The organism is Thalassospira sp. HF15 (assembly GCF_011806525.1).
Classification (GTDB): Bacteria; Pseudomonadota; Alphaproteobacteria; order Rhodospirillales; family Thalassospiraceae; genus Thalassospira.
In genome coordinates this window covers 245503-260989 of record NZ_JAAVKI010000004.1, presented here as the reverse complement: position 1 = coordinate 260989, position 15487 = coordinate 245503, and the positions used below count along the sequence as shown (strand labels likewise).

General features: G+C 54.7%; 12 protein-coding genes and 1 pseudogene. 7 read left to right on the top strand and 6 right to left on the bottom strand.

The genetic code is table 11. The features are described 5' to 3' along the window. Nucleotides 1-146 precede the first annotated feature (146 nt). Nucleotides 147-1616 (top strand): leucyl aminopeptidase, encoded by a 1470-nt coding sequence (locus HED22_RS10555; RefSeq protein ID WP_167721923.1) that lies wholly within the window; start codon nucleotides 147-149, stop codon nucleotides 1614-1616. An 85-nt stretch (nucleotides 1617-1701) separates the two neighbouring features. Continuing rightward, on the top strand, nucleotides 1702-2157 hold the full coding sequence (locus HED22_RS10550) for a DNA polymerase III subunit chi (protein WP_167721920.1): 456 nt from the start codon (nucleotides 1702-1704) through the stop codon (nucleotides 2155-2157). 34 nt (nucleotides 2158-2191) lie between these two features. On the opposite strand, the gene HED22_RS10545 is transcribed toward HED22_RS10550, so the two are convergent. Together HED22_RS10545 and HED22_RS10540 are read right to left on the bottom strand one after the other, a co-directional pair. Next, on the bottom strand, nucleotides 2192-2797 hold the full coding sequence (locus tag HED22_RS10545) for a GNAT family N-acetyltransferase (protein ID WP_167721918.1): 606 nt from the start codon (nucleotides 2795-2797) through the stop codon (nucleotides 2192-2194). Between the two features lie 49 nt (nucleotides 2798-2846). Then, nucleotides 2847-3803, bottom strand: coding sequence for a homocysteine S-methyltransferase family protein (locus HED22_RS10540; protein WP_167721916.1), 957 nt, complete (start codon nucleotides 3801-3803; stop codon nucleotides 2847-2849). Between the two features lie 235 nt (nucleotides 3804-4038). Between HED22_RS10540 and HED22_RS10535 the strand changes: the two genes are divergently transcribed. Then, a complete protein-coding gene (locus HED22_RS10535; protein WP_167721914.1) occupies nucleotides 4039-4686 on the top strand; it encodes a TetR/AcrR family transcriptional regulator in 648 nt (215 codons plus the stop codon). 72 nt (nucleotides 4687-4758) lie between these two features. Here the strand turns inward: HED22_RS10535 and HED22_RS10530 are convergent, their stop codons facing one another. From HED22_RS10530 to HED22_RS10520, 3 genes are all read right to left on the bottom strand, one after another. Then, a complete protein-coding gene (locus tag HED22_RS10530; RefSeq protein ID WP_167721912.1) occupies nucleotides 4759-5397 on the bottom strand; it encodes a hypothetical protein in 639 nt (212 codons plus the stop codon). Between the two features lie 30 nt (nucleotides 5398-5427). Continuing rightward, nucleotides 5428-7623 (bottom strand): protein-arginine deiminase family protein, encoded by a 2196-nt coding sequence (locus HED22_RS10525; RefSeq protein ID WP_167721910.1) that lies wholly within the window; start codon nucleotides 7621-7623, stop codon nucleotides 5428-5430. 202 nt (nucleotides 7624-7825) lie between these two features. Further along, nucleotides 7826-8722, bottom strand: a complete 897-nt coding sequence (locus HED22_RS10520; protein ID WP_167721908.1) for a hypothetical protein — start codon at nucleotides 8720-8722, stop codon at nucleotides 7826-7828. 589 nt (nucleotides 8723-9311) lie between these two features. Between HED22_RS10520 and HED22_RS10515 the strand changes: the two are divergent. The 4 genes and pseudogenes from HED22_RS10515 to HED22_RS10500 all read left to right on the top strand — a co-directional run. Continuing rightward, a pseudogene (locus HED22_RS10515) lies at nucleotides 9312-10034 on the top strand (methionine ABC transporter ATP-binding protein); the annotation flags it as partial. Between the two features lie 99 nt (nucleotides 10035-10133). Then, nucleotides 10134-10793: a methionine ABC transporter permease gene (locus HED22_RS10510; RefSeq protein WP_167721903.1), complete on the top strand. Its 660-nt coding sequence runs from the start codon at nucleotides 10134-10136 to the stop codon at nucleotides 10791-10793. A gap of 79 nt (nucleotides 10794-10872) precedes the next feature. Then, complete coding sequence (locus HED22_RS10505) at nucleotides 10873-11673, top strand: MetQ/NlpA family ABC transporter substrate-binding protein (RefSeq protein ID WP_167721901.1); 801 nt, start codon at nucleotides 10873-10875, stop codon at nucleotides 11671-11673. A 334-nt stretch (nucleotides 11674-12007) separates the two neighbouring features. Continuing rightward, the gene (locus HED22_RS10500; protein WP_167721899.1) at nucleotides 12008-14104 is read left to right on the top strand and encodes an autotransporter outer membrane beta-barrel domain-containing protein; all 2097 of its coding nucleotides are present in this window, start codon (nucleotides 12008-12010) and stop codon (nucleotides 14102-14104) included. Between the two features lie 43 nt (nucleotides 14105-14147). On the opposite strand, the gene HED22_RS10495 is transcribed toward HED22_RS10500, so the two are convergent. Next, on the bottom strand, nucleotides 14148-15185 hold the full coding sequence (locus tag HED22_RS10495; RefSeq protein ID WP_167721896.1) for a helix-turn-helix domain-containing protein: 1038 nt from the start codon (nucleotides 15183-15185) through the stop codon (nucleotides 14148-14150). Nucleotides 15186-15487: the final 302 nt, after the last annotated feature.

Here is a 15487-nt window from a genome sequence, read left to right as displayed (position 1 = left end):
CTGACTGTACGCGGGGCGCATCGCGTTCTTTTTCAACGATAAGCCTTTTCAACCGCGTTTAACGCGCTAGATTAGGGACATCCAATTTCTTTGCAGTTGCTTGATCAAGGACTGCGCCCCGAAACATGACAGGAGTCCTGTTCACCATGAAGATCACGTTTTCCGATCTCGCCATCCCGAAAACCGGTGCCGTTATCGCCTTCGCGACCGAGGGTGCCGATCTGATGCCCAGTGCCGTTGCACTTGATGAGGCAACCGGTGGTGCGATCACCAAGGCGATCAAGGCGTCGACCTTCAAGGGCAAATCGGGCCAGAGCCTGCAGGTGTTGGCCCCGGCCAATGTCGATCTGTCGCGCGTGATCATTTTCGGGATCGGCAAGGAAGCCGAGTTTGACGTGATTGCAGCCCAGAAGCTTGGTGGCTCGGTCACCGTCCGTGCGCTTTCGACCGGCGAGAAAGAGCTTTCCGTTCTGTTTGACATGGAAGGTCTGGCATGTGATTTCGCAACCGGTGCGATGCTGCGCGATTATCGTTTCGACAAATACCGTACCACCGAAACCAAGGACGACAAGCCTGTCCTGAAGGGCATCTCCATCGCCGCGCGCGATTACAAGGAAGCCAAGAAACAGTTTGAGTCCGCCAAAAAGGTCGTCGAAGGCGTGTTCTTCACCCGCGATCTGGTGTCCGAACCGGCCAACGTTCTGTACCCGGAAAGCTTCGCCAAGGAAGTCAAGGCGCTTGAAAAGCTTGGCGTCGAGATTGACATCCTTGATGAGAAGGAAATGAAGAAACTTGGCATGGGCGCGCTTCTGGGCGTTTCCATGGGTTCGGCCCGCAAACCGGCCATGGTCATCATGCGCTGGAACGGTGGCAAGAAAAAGGACGCACCGGTCGCCTTCGTTGGCAAGGGTGTGACCTTTGATACCGGTGGTATCTCGCTCAAACCTGCCGGCGGCATGGAAGACATGAAGTGGGATATGGGCGGTGCCGGTGTGGTATCGGGCCTGATGAAGGCACTGGCCGGCCGCAAGGCGAAATGCAACGTGGTTGCCGTGCTGGGCCTTGTTGAAAACATGCCATCTTCAACCGCGCAACGTCCGGGCGATGTTGTCACCTCGATGTCCGGTCAGACGATTGAAGTCATCAATACCGACGCCGAAGGCCGCCTGGTTCTGTGTGATGCCCTGACCTATGTGCAGGAAAAATACGATCCGCGTCTGATCGTCGATCTGGCCACCCTGACCGGTGCGATCATTATTGCCCTTGGTCATGAAAATGCCGGCCTGTTTTCCAACAATGATGACCTCGCCACCCAGATCAGCACCGCTGGCCTTGCGGTTGACGAGGGTGTCTGGCGTCTGCCGCTGTCGCCTGCCTATGACAAGCAGCTTAAATCCGACATTGCCGATATGAAAAACGTCGGCGGTCGTCCGGCGGGTTCAATCACCGCCGCCCAGTTCCTCAAACGCTTTATCACCAAGGACCGCCCGTGGGCGCATCTTGATATTGCCGCCATGGCCTGGTCGACGTCCGACAAGGAAGTCGTGCCAAAAGGCGGCACCGGCTTTGGCGTGCGTCTGCTTGATCGCTTTGTCGCCGATAACTATGAGTCCTGATCTTAAGGGCTGATATCTGAATAAAAGACGGGGCAGGGTGATGATCATCTTGCTCCGTTTTTGCTTTCGCGATACTCAATTGGCTATGGCTGATATCTGGTTTTACCATCTCACCAGCATGCCGCTGGAACGGGCCTTGCCCACGCTGCTCTCCAAAACGCTGGAGCGCGAAAAGCGTGCGGTGGTGATGACCGGCGTTGAAGAACGCATTGAGGCCATCAATACCCTGCTCTGGACCTATGATCCGGCAAGCTGGTTGCCGCACGGCTCCAAATCCGATGGCGATGCCGAAATGCAGCCGGTGTGGCTGACGTCCGAGGATGAAAATCCCAACGGGGCACAGTTTCTGTTCCTGACCGACCGCGCCATGAGCGACAAGGTCGCTGATTATGAACGCGTCATCATGCTGTTTGATGACCGCGATCATGATGCGGTGGCAGAGGCCCGCACGCGCTGGAAAGACTGGAAAGACGCCGGGCACAAGCTGTCCTATTGGCAGCAAACCCCGCAAGGCGCGTGGGAGAAAAAGGCCGAAAGCTGAGCGCAATCGGCCTTTGATGTTTTTAGAGCTGTTTTCAGATTTCCTTGATCAGCAAGATCCAGTTTTCACCGGGATTTTCCCAACCTTCCTTGACCATCTTGCGCGATGCGCAGGCGGTATAACCAAGACGTTCATACAGGCGCACGGCACCGGGATTGCCATCGGATGCGATAATGCTGACCGATGTCTTTCCGGCTTTGCGGGCGTCTTCCTCTGCGGCGCGGACCAGAAATGATCCGATACCGCGATTGTGAAACGGTGGATAGACCGCCAGAACATTGATGTACCAACTGCCCGGTGCCAGGCTTTCAAGCTCAAGGATCGGGACAAACATCGCCGGAATTTCCGCCGGGTCAATCGGGTCAAAATGATCCGGCTGGGCGTAGGCAATGATCGCGCCCATGATCTGGTTTTCACCAAACGCAAAGCGGGTGTTGTGGTACGAGAACCCGCCTTCTTCGCGCAGGGCGCGACGGCGCCCAACGTCCCAGGCGGTCTCGTCGCCTTCGATCATTTCCTGCCACAGATAAACCGGCAGGCCTTCACCCGCGAGGTTGATCAGCTTGGCCATGTGATCAGCGTCATTTCTTGTGGCCTTCCGCAGTTCGATATCGGCGGCGTGTGTTGGTTTGAAACTCATATTCATTGTCCGTTTCCCGGTGTTTTTTTATCAGTGTGTGTGGTGCGTCTTAGGCAGTGCGCAGATGTGCCAAGGCATGTTCGGCCATGGCGTTGACATGTCGATGGTCGGTCCCGCAGCAGCCGCCAAGAACCGACAGGTTTGGCAGCAGATCGGCAAGATCACGATACAGGCGTCCCAGTTCATCCGGATTGCCATCATCAAGATGTTCCGAGGCATCCAGTTCCGCATGGCTTTGGCGTGATGCATTGGCCCGGATGCCGCAGATGCGGTTCTTCCACGCGCCATCATCTTCAAGCTTGTCGCGGAAATGGTCCGGATGGGCGCAATTGATCATGTAATAGGCCGGATAGCCTGCTGTCATGTCATCGACCATCGCGATGGCATCACGGAGGGGCTCGCCACTTGGCAGATGTCCGTCCGTTTCAACCGTAAACGAAATGACGCACGGCATATCGACATCCCGGCAGGCAAGCGCAATGCCGACGGCTTCGTTGGGATAGTTGATGGTGACGACCGAAACCATGTCGACACCCGCCTTGGCAAAGGTGACGATCTGTGGTACGTGATAGGCGCGCGCCTGATTAACCGTCATGCAAAGCGACGGAACGTAACCATCACCGCGCGGGCCGATATTGCCACTGATCAGGCAGGGCGTCGTCTCGCTATGGTACCGATCACGAAGGTCGGCCATCAAATCAATGGCCTTGCGGTTCAGCTCGGCCAGTTCAGCCTCGTCATAGCCGATCTTTTCTGCCCAGTCGCGATTGGCCCGCCATGTCGGGCTTTCAAGGATAAAGCCCGCCTGCGCTTTCTTGGCCAGTTCAAGGTAACGCTCGTAATAGGCGGTGATATGCGCGCAGCCCTCATCCGTTTTCAAAAGGTCAAAGGATGCAAAATGCGGCAGGTCGATCCCGTCATGAAAGATCAATGTGGTCTCAAGACCGCCATCGGTGATGAATTTTGTCTGCCCGTGTGGCGGCAGGTGTGAAGTGCGTGTGCTCATGTGTCCGAATTTCAGTTTTGGGTTTTAAATTTTGGATCGCGGGGGTATGTAAACGCGGGTCGGAAATCTCGCCCTGATTGGGTTTTGCTTCTAGTGGGCACACGGTCTGGTTTTTCAGATTTCCAAAAACATATTCAAAACAATTGTTTACGAAGGGTTCGGTGCTTTTCGGCGCGGCCAGACCGGCCCGTGGCGACGAAAAACTGTACCGACGGTAGGGTAACGGGTGAGCACGATGGAAAAACTGACAATCACCGAGACGTTCGGCGGCCCCAAACGCAAGGGCGAACGCACGCGTGAACGCATTCTGGAAATCGCGTCAAAATCGGTTCTGGAAAAGGGCTTTGGCGCGACCTCGATCGAGGAAATCATTGCAGAGGCCGGGCTGACCAAGAGCGGGTTCTTCTATCATTTCTCGGACAAGAACGAACTCGCGCGGGCTTTGCTGCAACGCTATATCGAACAGGATGACGAAATCCTTGATCAGGTGTTTGACCGGGCCCGCGAACTGGTTGATGACCCGCTGCATCAGTTGCTGGCAGCGCTTAAAATGCTGGCCGAGGTGCTCGAAGATCTGCCCAACGGCCATCCGGGCTGCATCGTTGCGGTGTATTGCTATCAGGAACGCCTGTTTGACAAGGAAGTGCGTGACCTTAACCGGCATGCGGTTCTGGCCTGGCGCATTCGCTTCCGCGCGATCCTTGATGATATCGCGGGCCAGTATCAAACGACCGAACCGGTCGATCTCGAACAGGTCGCCGACATGATTTCGACCGTGCTCGAAGGCGGGATTGTCATGTCAAAGGCACTCAACGAACCGCGCAAACTCGCCGAACAGGTCATGCTGCTCAGAACCTTCGTCAAGCTGCTTTTCACCCGGTGATAGAGCGTTCAATAGCAAGGCGTGGGGAAAAAGGCCGAAAGCTGAGTGCTCTTTTCGCCTGTTGCTGATCGCTTAAGGTTTGGCTGTCGTGGTGCCAGAGGTGCCAGCCGTTGTCAGAAATTCTTCAAATAAGATATTGATCAGGCCTTTGGTGACGTCATCTTCGCTCAATTTCCCCGATGCGAGTTCGTTAATGGCCGGAAAGCTGTCTGCCGAGAGACTAAATAGTTTTTCCTGAATTTCAGAAGCTCTGACGGGCCAGTCAGGGTCAAGCTGTGCAAGAGCCAAAAGCATCGCACGCACCATCTTGTCACTGTTGCCAGACGAAATTGCATCGGTAACTGCTTTTAGTTTGCGTGCTTCCGCGACCGCGACATCAAGGGTCGCAAGCAAATCGGCCAGTTCCTTGGCTTGTTCTTGGATGACTTCAATTGGGTAATTTTTCTCGATCTCACGCAGGGGCTGCACGGCATCTGACGTGCCGTAAGTGCCGAGATATTGCAACATACCACCCAGTTGCCAGCTTTCGAGTTTCTTCCAAGTTCCGGATTTCAAATCATCCGTCATTGGCTTGGCGATAGTGCCAGAATAAGCGCGCAATATCTGGACCGTCGCCTCAGGAGACGGGCGACCCGTGATCCGGCCAGCTTCAGTTTTTGCCAATGCGGCGATGTCCGATAGAGCCTGTTGGTAGTCCGATTGGGCGGTCATTGTTGTGCTCCCGATGAGATGTGGAACCAATCATGCATTGACGGCTGTCCACCAATTGGCGTAGCGCGCATTCCCAAACGCAACTTGCCCGTTGTAGGGGGCGCGTAGTTCGTTGGTGCCGCAGTGAATTTCCCCAAGGGCCGCATGGTAGTCATTCCAGTCATTGATGAAGACGCATGTCGGGCCGTTATGTATGGCCGCTATTTTCTGAACAAGATCCTGCTCAAAAAGATCATACCCGTTCCTGTCTTCATCGGTTGCTGCATGGACGTTATGCCCCGGCGCTTCGATCCACGGCCCAAATGGTTTGGGGACCATCAGCCGGTCGTTGCCGACAAACATGTTGGGCATGTCTGCGGTAAGTGCGCCAACCTGAAAACCACCTTGCTTGCCCGGGAAAACATTAAATCCTTCTCTGCGCCCCCAAGTCATCGGGGAAATCTTGTTGGCAAAGGTAAAGTTGCCAGGCAAGAAGCCTTCGGGGAAGAAGATCACGGGAACACGAATAATGTCTTGGTCAGACAGATCAAATGCAACCTTCATCAGGTCAATATTGCGTTGGATGACGACCTCGACGCCATCGATGTTCCAGTTCCGAAGGTCTTCATAGGTGTAGCGGATTTGCTGCCGTTTGTCCCGCCGTGGGTTGTGAAGTGGCGCTTGTCCATTTCCCAGAAAATCATTAATGGTCCCGTTAACATCAACAGCGACATCGTGCCAGCGATTGTTGACGGTATCCCACTGCTCGTTCCAAAGCTGAAGGTTGTCGTAATTAAAACGGTTGTTGACGTTGTCCCAATCCGGTTCGACCAACATTCTCGCGTTGCCATGGGCGCCACTATTTGCATTCAAAATGCGATAAGCCTCTGCCGGGCTTGCCACCAGCAATTTCCATTTCTTGAAACTGTCAGCAGGATTGTTGTCGGGGATAAAGGTCATCATTTCATCTACATGCCCGACATAGAGCCAGTCGGTATCAAGCTCAATAGGCGGCTGCATGCTCTGGGCAGCCATGAAATCGCGGCTGCTTTGATCGACCGTATGGTAGCGATTGTGACCGTAATAAAAACGACCGTACAAATAGTTGGTTGTTGCGCCGTTAACGGTTTTCTGGACAGGGGGGGTAACAGCAATATTGCCGCCGGAATTTGCCGATGTGATGGCATCAGTGCTACCTGCGGCCGGATAGGAAACTCCGACATTGGTGCTTAACAGGCTTTCATAGACCCAGTTTTGGAGTTCACGCCAACGATGCGCCTTCATGAAGATGTCCTTGTGCTGAACACCTGCACCTATGCCAGGCCAGGTACTGTGACCCGAAACCACGGTATCGCGCATCCAGACGTCATCGTCCTGCAATGGTGGAACAGTTTCACCAATCGGCGCATAAGTTGCCCACGCATTTGCATTCAAATAGCGAACCTGGGTACGCGTCGCTATGCCGGGATTGCCAGCAGTAACCGGAATTACCGGGTTATCCGCGCCCGCAGCGTTGCCCAAATCTCCGCGAAACGCGACATTGTTGGCGTTTGCGACATATAGCCTGCTGACGGTTTGCCGATGGTGATTGCCAATCCAGCGGGCTGCTACCAACCGTTCGGAGAAAAAGTAGGTCTGGTTTCCTGCGCCAGTGACTTCGGGTTGGCAAACATACAGGTTCAAAATGCCTTCACCTGATGTGAAACTGCGCCCGGCAAAGCGCACAGCTTCGATCCCGTAGGTTTTGCTTGCACCGACAGAAACTGTTGTAATGGCCGCCAGATGATTTGTTTCCGGCCCGATTATTTCGGTACTGTTATTGGCATCCCCGTTAAAGACCCTGAAGTGATTTCTTGCCGGGTTTTCATTGATGTTTGCCCGATTGATATGTAGTTGCAATGTCCAGTTGCCAGGAACATTTGCGATTGGTCCGACGATGTTGCGGCGGACTTCAAACCGAGCAATGCCCGTCGGAAGGTCTGGATTGCCGTTGATGCGTTGATCCTGATTGTCAGCATAGCCAACAGCAGTGTTATTGCCATCCCGATTGCAATTGACAGGGATAATTGCGCCACTGCCATTCGGTCCATAACTGATGGCATTAGGCACCGAAGCATTCAGTGTGCCCGGTCCATCAAGATTGCCATCCCGGTTTCGGTCTGTGTGAAGCGTATAATACATCACCGTCAGGTTCTTGGCGTTTGTTGCATTGCCATTCACATTGATGTTTTGCTCATCAACTGGCACAAAACCGCGCCCTGTAATTCTCAAACGCCATTGCCCGTTTGCAATGTCAAAGACGTGCTGTTGGACGCGCGCATTGAGTTGAAACGTCAAAGTTCTATTTTGCGGAGGTTGACCTGCACAGCTCAGTGAGACGCGTACGGAATCAAACGGGTAGTTGCCCGCTGGTGCAGTGAGACGAACTGTATATTGCGCCATGGCGACCTCAAATTTTCGGGGTTTCGACTGCTGAGGCAGGATCTTTAAAGGGCAGGGCCTCATCCACTGCCTTGCGCGTTTCTGCTGCGTTGCGCAGGACGAACATGCGGTCGTCAAGTGTGCCAAGGCTGCTGTCTTTGAGAATGGCTGCCGACCAGTCCTGTTTCTGCAGGTCCTGTCCGCTTATGACCGAAGCAACGGTAAAGTCGGTGACACCGTCGGCTGTCTTTGCGCCAAGCTTGATCGCAGTTTTTCCGGTGGACGTGCACAGGGAGGAGAGTTGTTCTGGGTCATAATTTGCAACGTCGTCGGGGTACGCTGCCTGCAGATAGCCCGGCATGTCGGCGATTATGTCATTGAGTGAAGGCTCAGGCGCAGGTTGTGCTGATGTATCTGAGCTGGGTTTTGGTTTGGTTTCCGGTGTACTGTCTGGTGGTGTACTGTCAGGTTTGGTATCCGGTTTTGCATCCGGTTTCCCGGTTTCGCTCTTGCCCAGTGCAGCGACCGTTTTGGCTTCCTGCTTCAGCAGTGTTGAAACCTCGTCGGCATAGCGCTTTTCAGCCGACAGACGGTTCTTTGCGTAGGCATCAAACTTCTGTTTGCTGATGATGCTCATCGATTTCAGACGTTCGGTGTCTTGTGCGGCAAAGGCTGTCAGCAGGGATGAAATCTGCGATGCGTTGAAGTCCAGCCTTGTGGAAAGCCCTGCCGGGTCCTTGCAGGAGCCACTTGCTATGGCCGTGTCTCCTTCGGTGGCCAGTGCTTCGAGCTTTGTGGTTTCGGCAGACAGTGTTGCCAATTGCTCCTTGGTGCGCACATCCACTTTTTTGTCCATGACCGTGACAACAGTCGGGTATTGCGCCAGTGTTCTGGCAAGGTCGCTGATCCGGTTGGCAAAGGCCATCTGTCCAATCCCGCATTAGTATTGATGACTAGGGTCTGAACCCGACTGAATGCTTGAAATGGTCGCGCGGCATTTGTGCGGATATCAGGAGCTTCGTCGCAGAAAGGCTTGCTGCCTTTCAAGGTGAAGCGACGCAATAGGCCGTACAAATGCCTCCGATCCGAAGGACATCAGGACGATCTGCGATCTGCTTCGTCAATCTCCTTGCGCGGGGATCACCCCGCATTTCGGCGATTTCCTGGCATCTCTTGATTGTTCTGATGCCATTTTAAGCATTCAGTCGGGTTCAGACCCTAATAGACGGGCAGGGTCCGGCTTTGTGATTTCGCGATCTTGCGCGCCAATTAAACAGTATTTTCATGTTGTATTTTCGGGAATCATACGCGCCATGCGTAAAATGCATGATGTTCGTCATTGAACAATGACATCCGGTCAGATAGACAGGACGTGTTGAACGCGCCGATTTGCTCCTCAGCTTGCGGGCGCGCTAAAAATGCGGCTAAAGCGAGAGGGCGTATATGCTCCGTATGTACGACCGCCTCGGTAAAGCCGTGGCGGTTTTTTTGTATTTACGGAAAGGTTGGGATCCATGATCCGGCTCTCGAACGTCCAGAAAACATATGCAGCCCGACGCGGCAGCGACGAACATATCGCGCTGCGCGGCATCAATCTTGATATTGCCGCTGGCGAAATCGTCGGCGTTATTGGCCGCTCCGGCGCGGGTAAATCGACCCTGATCCGCTGCATCAACCTGTTGGAAACCCCGACATCGGGGACAGTGACAGTGGATGACACCGATGTCACCCGGCTTTCCAAGCGCGACTTGCCGCTGTTTCGCCGCCAGCTTGGCATGGTGTTTCAGCATTTCAATCTTCTGTCTTCGCGGACAGTCTATGACAATATCGCCCTGCCGCTTGAACTGGCGGGCGCCAGCAAGGCCGAGATTGCGGCTGCGGTTGATCCGCTTTTGCCGCTGGTCGGGCTTGAAGACAAGCGTGATCGCTATCCGGCGGAATTGTCCGGCGGTCAGAAACAGCGTGTTGGCATCGCCCGCGCGCTGTCATCAAACCCCAAGGTTCTGCTGTGTGACGAGGTGACATCCGCCCTTGATCCGGAAACCACCCGCCAGATCCTGACGCTCCTTAAGGACATCAACAAACGCCTTGGTCTGACCATGGTGGTGATCACCCATGAAATGGCGGTGGTCAAGGCGCTCTGTGACCGTGTGGCGGTGATGGATGGCGGCGTGATCGTTGAAGAAGGTGGTGTTGAGGGCATTTTTGCCGATCCCAAACACGCCACCACCCAATCGCTTCTGGCCGATGAATTCATGGATTTCCGCGCCGGATCAGAGGGCAATAACAACACCGGTGCCGCATCTGCGCAAACAGCCGGGCAGGAGGGCTAAGTCATGTTTTCAACCCTTGCACCCATTCTGCTGCAGGCGACCTGGGAAACCGTTTACATGGTCGCCGTCTCGCTTTCGATTGCGACGGCCTTTGGCTTGCCGCTTGGTGTTTTGCTGGCAACTTCCGGCCGCGGCGAGCTGTTCGAGGCGCTCTGGTTCCAGCGCGTGTTTGGCCCGATTGTCAATGCGACCCGTTCGGTGCCGTTCATCATTCTGGCGGTGGCGATTATTCCGTTTACCCGCTTTGTTGTCGGCACCTCAATCGGTACTTCTGCGGCCATCGTGCCGCTGACCGTGGCGGCCATTCCGTTCATCGCCCGCATCATCGAAGGCGCGATCCGCGAGGTCGATAGTGGCCTGATCGAGGCGGCCCAGGCCATGGGCGCGCGCCCGGTGCAGGTCGTGACCAAGGTTCTGCTGCCTGAAGCGCTGCCTGGCATCATTCATGGCCTGACCCTGACGGCGGTCACCCTGATTGGTTATTCGGCGATGGTCGGCGCGGTGGGGGCCGGTGGGCTTGGCGACCTTGGCATTCGCTATGGCTATCAACGCTTCCGCCCGGATGTGATGGCAGCCGTTGTCATCACGCTGATTGTCGTGGTGCAGGCGGTGCAAAGCTTTGGCGATTATCTGGCGCGCAAGGCCGACAAACGAAACATCTAATCACCAAAAAAACGAATGTGAGGAATGCTCACATTGTTCGAATTCCCGCACAAAACAAAATGAAATCAAGGAGTTTACAATGCGGTTTCTGCTTAAACTGACGGCTGCGGCCGTTCTGGCATCGGCCCTGACCGGTCAGGCACTTGCCAATGAAACAATCAAAATCGGCGTCACCCCGGGTGCGCATGAAGAAGTCATGGAAGAAGTCGCGAAAGTCGCGGCCACCAAGGGGCTGGACATCGAAATCGTCAGCTTCTCGGACTATGTTATTCCCAACCAGGCGCTTGATGATGGCGATCTGGATGCCAACAGCTTCCAGCACAAGCCGTATCTTGATAACCAGATCAAGGACCGTGGCTATGACCTGTCGGTTGTCGGCTACAACATCCTGACCCCGATGGGCATTTATTCCAACAAAATCAAAAGCCTGGATGAGCTGCCAGAAGGTGCGGAAGTCGGCATTCCGAACGATCCGACCAATGGTGGTCGTGCGTTGCTGGTGCTGCAGTCCCAGGGTCTGATCAAGGTTGATCCGGCAGCTGGTCTGGTTGTCAGCCCGCTTGATATCATCGAAAACCCCAAGGATATCAGCTTTGTAGAGCTTGACGCGGCACAGCTTCCGCGGTCGCTTGATGATCTCGATGCGTCGGCGATCAACACCAACTACGCACTCGAAGCCGGTCTGAACCCGATCAAGGATTCGATTGCGATCGAAGGCAATGACAGCCCGTATGCCAATGTTATTGTTACCCAAACCGCCCGCAAGGACGAACCGTGGGTCAAGACGCTGGTCGAAGCTTATCACGATGATGCGGTCCGCAAATTCATCGACACCAAGTATGAAGGATCGGTCCTGCCGGTCTTCAAAATTTCTGAATAATTAGACCGATTATTCAAAAGAAATGAAAAATCCCGTGAGGCGCGCGTTTCACGGGATTTTTTTATGTCGCGAGCGATTTTGATGCAAAATCAAATTGTATGAGGAATAAAGTCGGCTGCCTGAAATCAAACCACCATCCCCGCATATTTTTTCTGTTGTTCCAGCCTTCGTATTTCGATGTCGCCGGTCCGTTCTTGGTTGGCAGGTATTTTTTGGTGTCAGACAGGTCTGGCTGGGACGTTGGTGCCAATGATTTGGGACTGTCAGTCAAAACAGACGCCAAGGCGGCGTGTATTGTTCCCCAAAACCAATCAAGTGCCGGTAGGGGATATCAATGTCGAAGGGGTTCAGGGGGCTGTTCCGGGCGGGTGCGCGGCGCGGCGGCGGGGTGGTTGTCATCACCTTGTTATGTGTGGCGATCTTTGGGATACGGGTGCAGGCCGCGGAATTTACGGTGTCCAGCGGTGTCACCGATACGGTTGCCAAAACCCTGACCGCCGGGGAAACCGGATTGGTGGAGCAGGGCGGGGTTCTTAATGTGACAGCGGGTAATGCTATCACTGCCAGTGGTGATGCGGTGCAGGCGACCAATAACGGCACGATTTCGACCGAAGGAGGCGGGGCAAGCGGCATGCTTGGTGATGCCGCTGCGACCAATGCCCGGCTTGTCAATAATGGAACAATATCAACAGATGGATTTACGGACAGGGGGATTTACGGCCAAGGCGCAAATTCCACCCTTATCAATCGCGGCGCGATTACGACCAGCGGAAACGGTGGTGTCGGGATCCTAAGCACCGGGAGCAATCCGACGCTTTTAAATAGCGGGACGATCACGACAAGCGGAACAAATGCAACCGGCCTGTCCAATACCGGGGCAAATGCGACATCTATCAATAGCGGCACGATCACGACCAGCGGCAGTAATGCGGGTGGCATGGTCATCGCAGGTATCAATGCGACACTTGTCAATAGCGGCACGATCACGACCAGCGGCAGTAATGCGCGTGGCATGGAAGCCGGAGGTATCAATGCGACACTGGTCAATAGCGGCACGATTACCACCCAGGATGGTCATGGAGTTCTAGTATCAGGCAACGGTAGCACCATTACGGTTACGAAGAGCGGGTCCATCACCGTTTCAGGTTCCGGAACGTTCGGGATCCTCTCCCAAGGAGTCAACGGGACGATCAATGTCAGCGGGACGGTGATTGCGACCGGGGCGGCGACCCAGGCGATTTCCGGAACGCTCAATCAAACCCTGAACATCAAGCCGGGGGCGACGATTGTCGGGACGATTGATCTTGGGGCAGGCACAAATGCGGTGAATATCGATACATCTGCGGGGGCGCGGTCATCGACCCTGACCATCGCCAATGCCGGTACGGTGAATACATCGGCGGGCGGTGACGGGATTGCCCTGCAAAGCGGATCGACGGTGGTGATTGTTGACCCCACGGGGATTGCGGCCAACCGGGCGGCACTTGGAATAACGACGGTCGGCATTCATCAGGCGGTGAGCCAGCAACTGGCACGATCAAACAAACCACAACCGGTTGTGGTCGCAGCCAATGACCTTGAACCGGGTATGTTATATGCGCCGCAGAAGCCGTTTGTCTGGGGGCAGGTTTTTGGCAGTTATCTGTCACACGGCGATGACGGGGCGAATTTGGGGTATCGCAGCCGTGTTGGCGGCGCGGTTGGCGGATATGAAAAGCCGATTGATGACCACAGTATCGGTGTGTTTGGTGGCGTGTCTGTTGGCGGGATGAAAACCGACGAGGCATCGCTTGAAAGCGACAGCAGCGGGTTTTTTGTTGGCGGCTATGGTGAATATGTGGTTGGCGACTGGGCGATTGATGGCACCATGGTTGTCGGGTACCAGCGCCATCAGGATCGACGTCTTGTGGTTGATAACCTGATTGGCGAGGAAACCGCACAATCCGATTACAACAGCGTCTATGTCAGCCCGTCACTGGCGGTGATCCGGTCGATTGATATCGGGGGCGGGATTGCGCTTCGCCCGTCAGCCCAGGTTAATTACACCTATGGTTATTACCAGGGATATGACGAAACCGGCACGACATCTTCGAACCTCAGGGTCGATGCGCATGCTGTGGATGTGATCAATGGCCGTTTGCAGTTGGTCGCGCGTCAGGATCTTGAGGATGGCGTCGGCGAGATGGAACTGCGCGGCGGGATGAAATACAGCTATTTCGGGCGTGACAGCGTTGATGTCGGCCTGAGCAATGGTCCGCTTGTTCGGTATCAGGGAAGCGGGGAGACGTCATCGCATGGCGGTTATGTTGGCGGGAATTTGCGCTATGACCTTGATCGACAGATGACGTTTGTCGCCGATATCGAGCTGGGATTTGCGACAAGTGATGAACGCACGGCGTCGGGTTTTGTCGGTTTGGAATACAGGTTCTAGAGCAGGGATGGCGGCAAGGGGGAGATGGCCTTGGGCCTGGTCGTCAGAGCTGTCGGACCCAGTTCGGTAAACCGGCTGCGTAGGTGGATGGGGCCTCGTTGTTGGCTTGATACCGGTTGCGGGCAGCCAGCGCATCGGCGCGGACCTGACGTGGCGTTATCTTGAATTTGGCGCGAAAAGCCCGACTGAAATGGGATTCACTGTTAAAACCGCAGTCAAAGGCAATCGTGCTGATATTTTTGTGGCTGTAACGATGCTGCGAGAGTAATTGCAGGCTGCGTTGCAATCGGCGGTCCCACAGGTAATTGGCCACCCCGCCATGCGGGGCGAAAATACGGTATATCTGTGATCGTGACATGCGGAAGGTTTGCGCAAGGCTTGCCGGGGTCAGGTTTTCGGAAAGATTGGCCTCGACATAGCGTGATATGACTTTTGCAAGGGCAATTGATGTTGGCGTGTCGACGGCATCGGGCATCATGCTTTCGCGCCTGAGGCATCCTTGCATCAGGTTGAGCGTGCCTTGCATGGCGCCGCCCGCCTGATGGGTTGTCATATCGGGAATGCTGTCCCACAGGTTCAGGAAACCGGTCGCCATAAAGCGTATCATCGGGTTGTCGGCAGACAATTTCAAACCGTGCAGCGGGGCGAGCATGTCGGAGATATCCGGTCGCAATTCCCGTGGCAGGACAAGGGTGAGATTTTCAAAGTCGGTGTTGATCATGTCATGGGGCTGATCAAGATCGATGATCAGCATGTCGCCCGCGGTAATGTTCTGGTTGTCGCTGGTGACCCCGCCGCCCTTGAGAAAGAGCTGGACCAGAATGTGGTCCATATTGTCTTGAATGATTCGGTGGTTGTTGCGGGTAAAACGCTGGGTTTGTGATCTGGTTACGCCAAAAACGGCGTCTCCGAGGTCGCAAACGTCAATCCGGGCATCCACATTCGCAGGTGGTTTTTCGTCATCGGGCATCGAAAGATCGAAAAATATCCCGATATTTTCCTGCCAGGCATCAAAGCGGTGGCGTGGATCAATTTCTGCTGTATCGAAATTTGAGACCGGAACCGGTGTCGGGGCTGTCAATCCGGGGTTCTTTCATGTCAAAGGCAGAACCAGAAATGATGACAAGAAATCGCCCGCCCTTTGAAACCGGACTAAATCATCGGTTGATGTGATCCAATGTTTTTTAAACGAAAAAAGTGACGTTCACAAGTACTTACGGCCGATGCTGATGCCTTGGTGCGCGGCATTCGAGCGCAACCGGTGATATTGGTTGAATGGTTGAGAAGCCGGGTTTTCCCCGGCTTACGCCACCATCGCGTCATATTCTTCCTGCGTCGTGTTCTGTTCCGGTAATCTCGTCGTTGCCGTCGGTTCCATAGATG

Excerpts from the sequence above, each read along its gene's own strand:
- HED22_RS10555 (WP_167721923.1), top strand. The coding sequence starts at position 147 with ATGAAGATCACGTTTTCCGATCTCGCCATCCCGAAAACCGGTGCCGTT.
- HED22_RS10550 (WP_167721920.1), top strand. The coding sequence starts at position 1,702 with ATGGCTGATATCTGGTTTTACCATCTCACCAGCATGCCGCTGGAACGG.
- HED22_RS10545 (WP_167721918.1), bottom strand. The coding sequence starts at position 2,797 with ATGAGTTTCAAACCAACACACGCCGCCGATATCGAACTGCGGAAGGCC.
- HED22_RS10540 (WP_167721916.1), bottom strand. The coding sequence starts at position 3,803 with ATGAGCACACGCACTTCACACCTGCCGCCACACGGGCAGACAAAATTC.
- HED22_RS10535 (WP_167721914.1), top strand. The coding sequence starts at position 4,039 with ATGGAAAAACTGACAATCACCGAGACGTTCGGCGGCCCCAAACGCAAG.
- HED22_RS10530 (WP_167721912.1), bottom strand. The coding sequence starts at position 5,397 with ATGACCGCCCAATCGGACTACCAACAGGCTCTATCGGACATCGCCGCA.
- HED22_RS10520 (WP_167721908.1), bottom strand. The coding sequence starts at position 8,722 with ATGGCCTTTGCCAACCGGATCAGCGACCTTGCCAGAACACTGGCGCAA.
- HED22_RS10510 (WP_167721903.1), top strand. The coding sequence starts at position 10,134 with ATGTTTTCAACCCTTGCACCCATTCTGCTGCAGGCGACCTGGGAAACC.
- HED22_RS10505 (WP_167721901.1), top strand. The coding sequence starts at position 10,873 with ATGCGGTTTCTGCTTAAACTGACGGCTGCGGCCGTTCTGGCATCGGCC.
- HED22_RS10500 (WP_167721899.1), top strand. The coding sequence starts at position 12,008 with ATGTCGAAGGGGTTCAGGGGGCTGTTCCGGGCGGGTGCGCGGCGCGGC.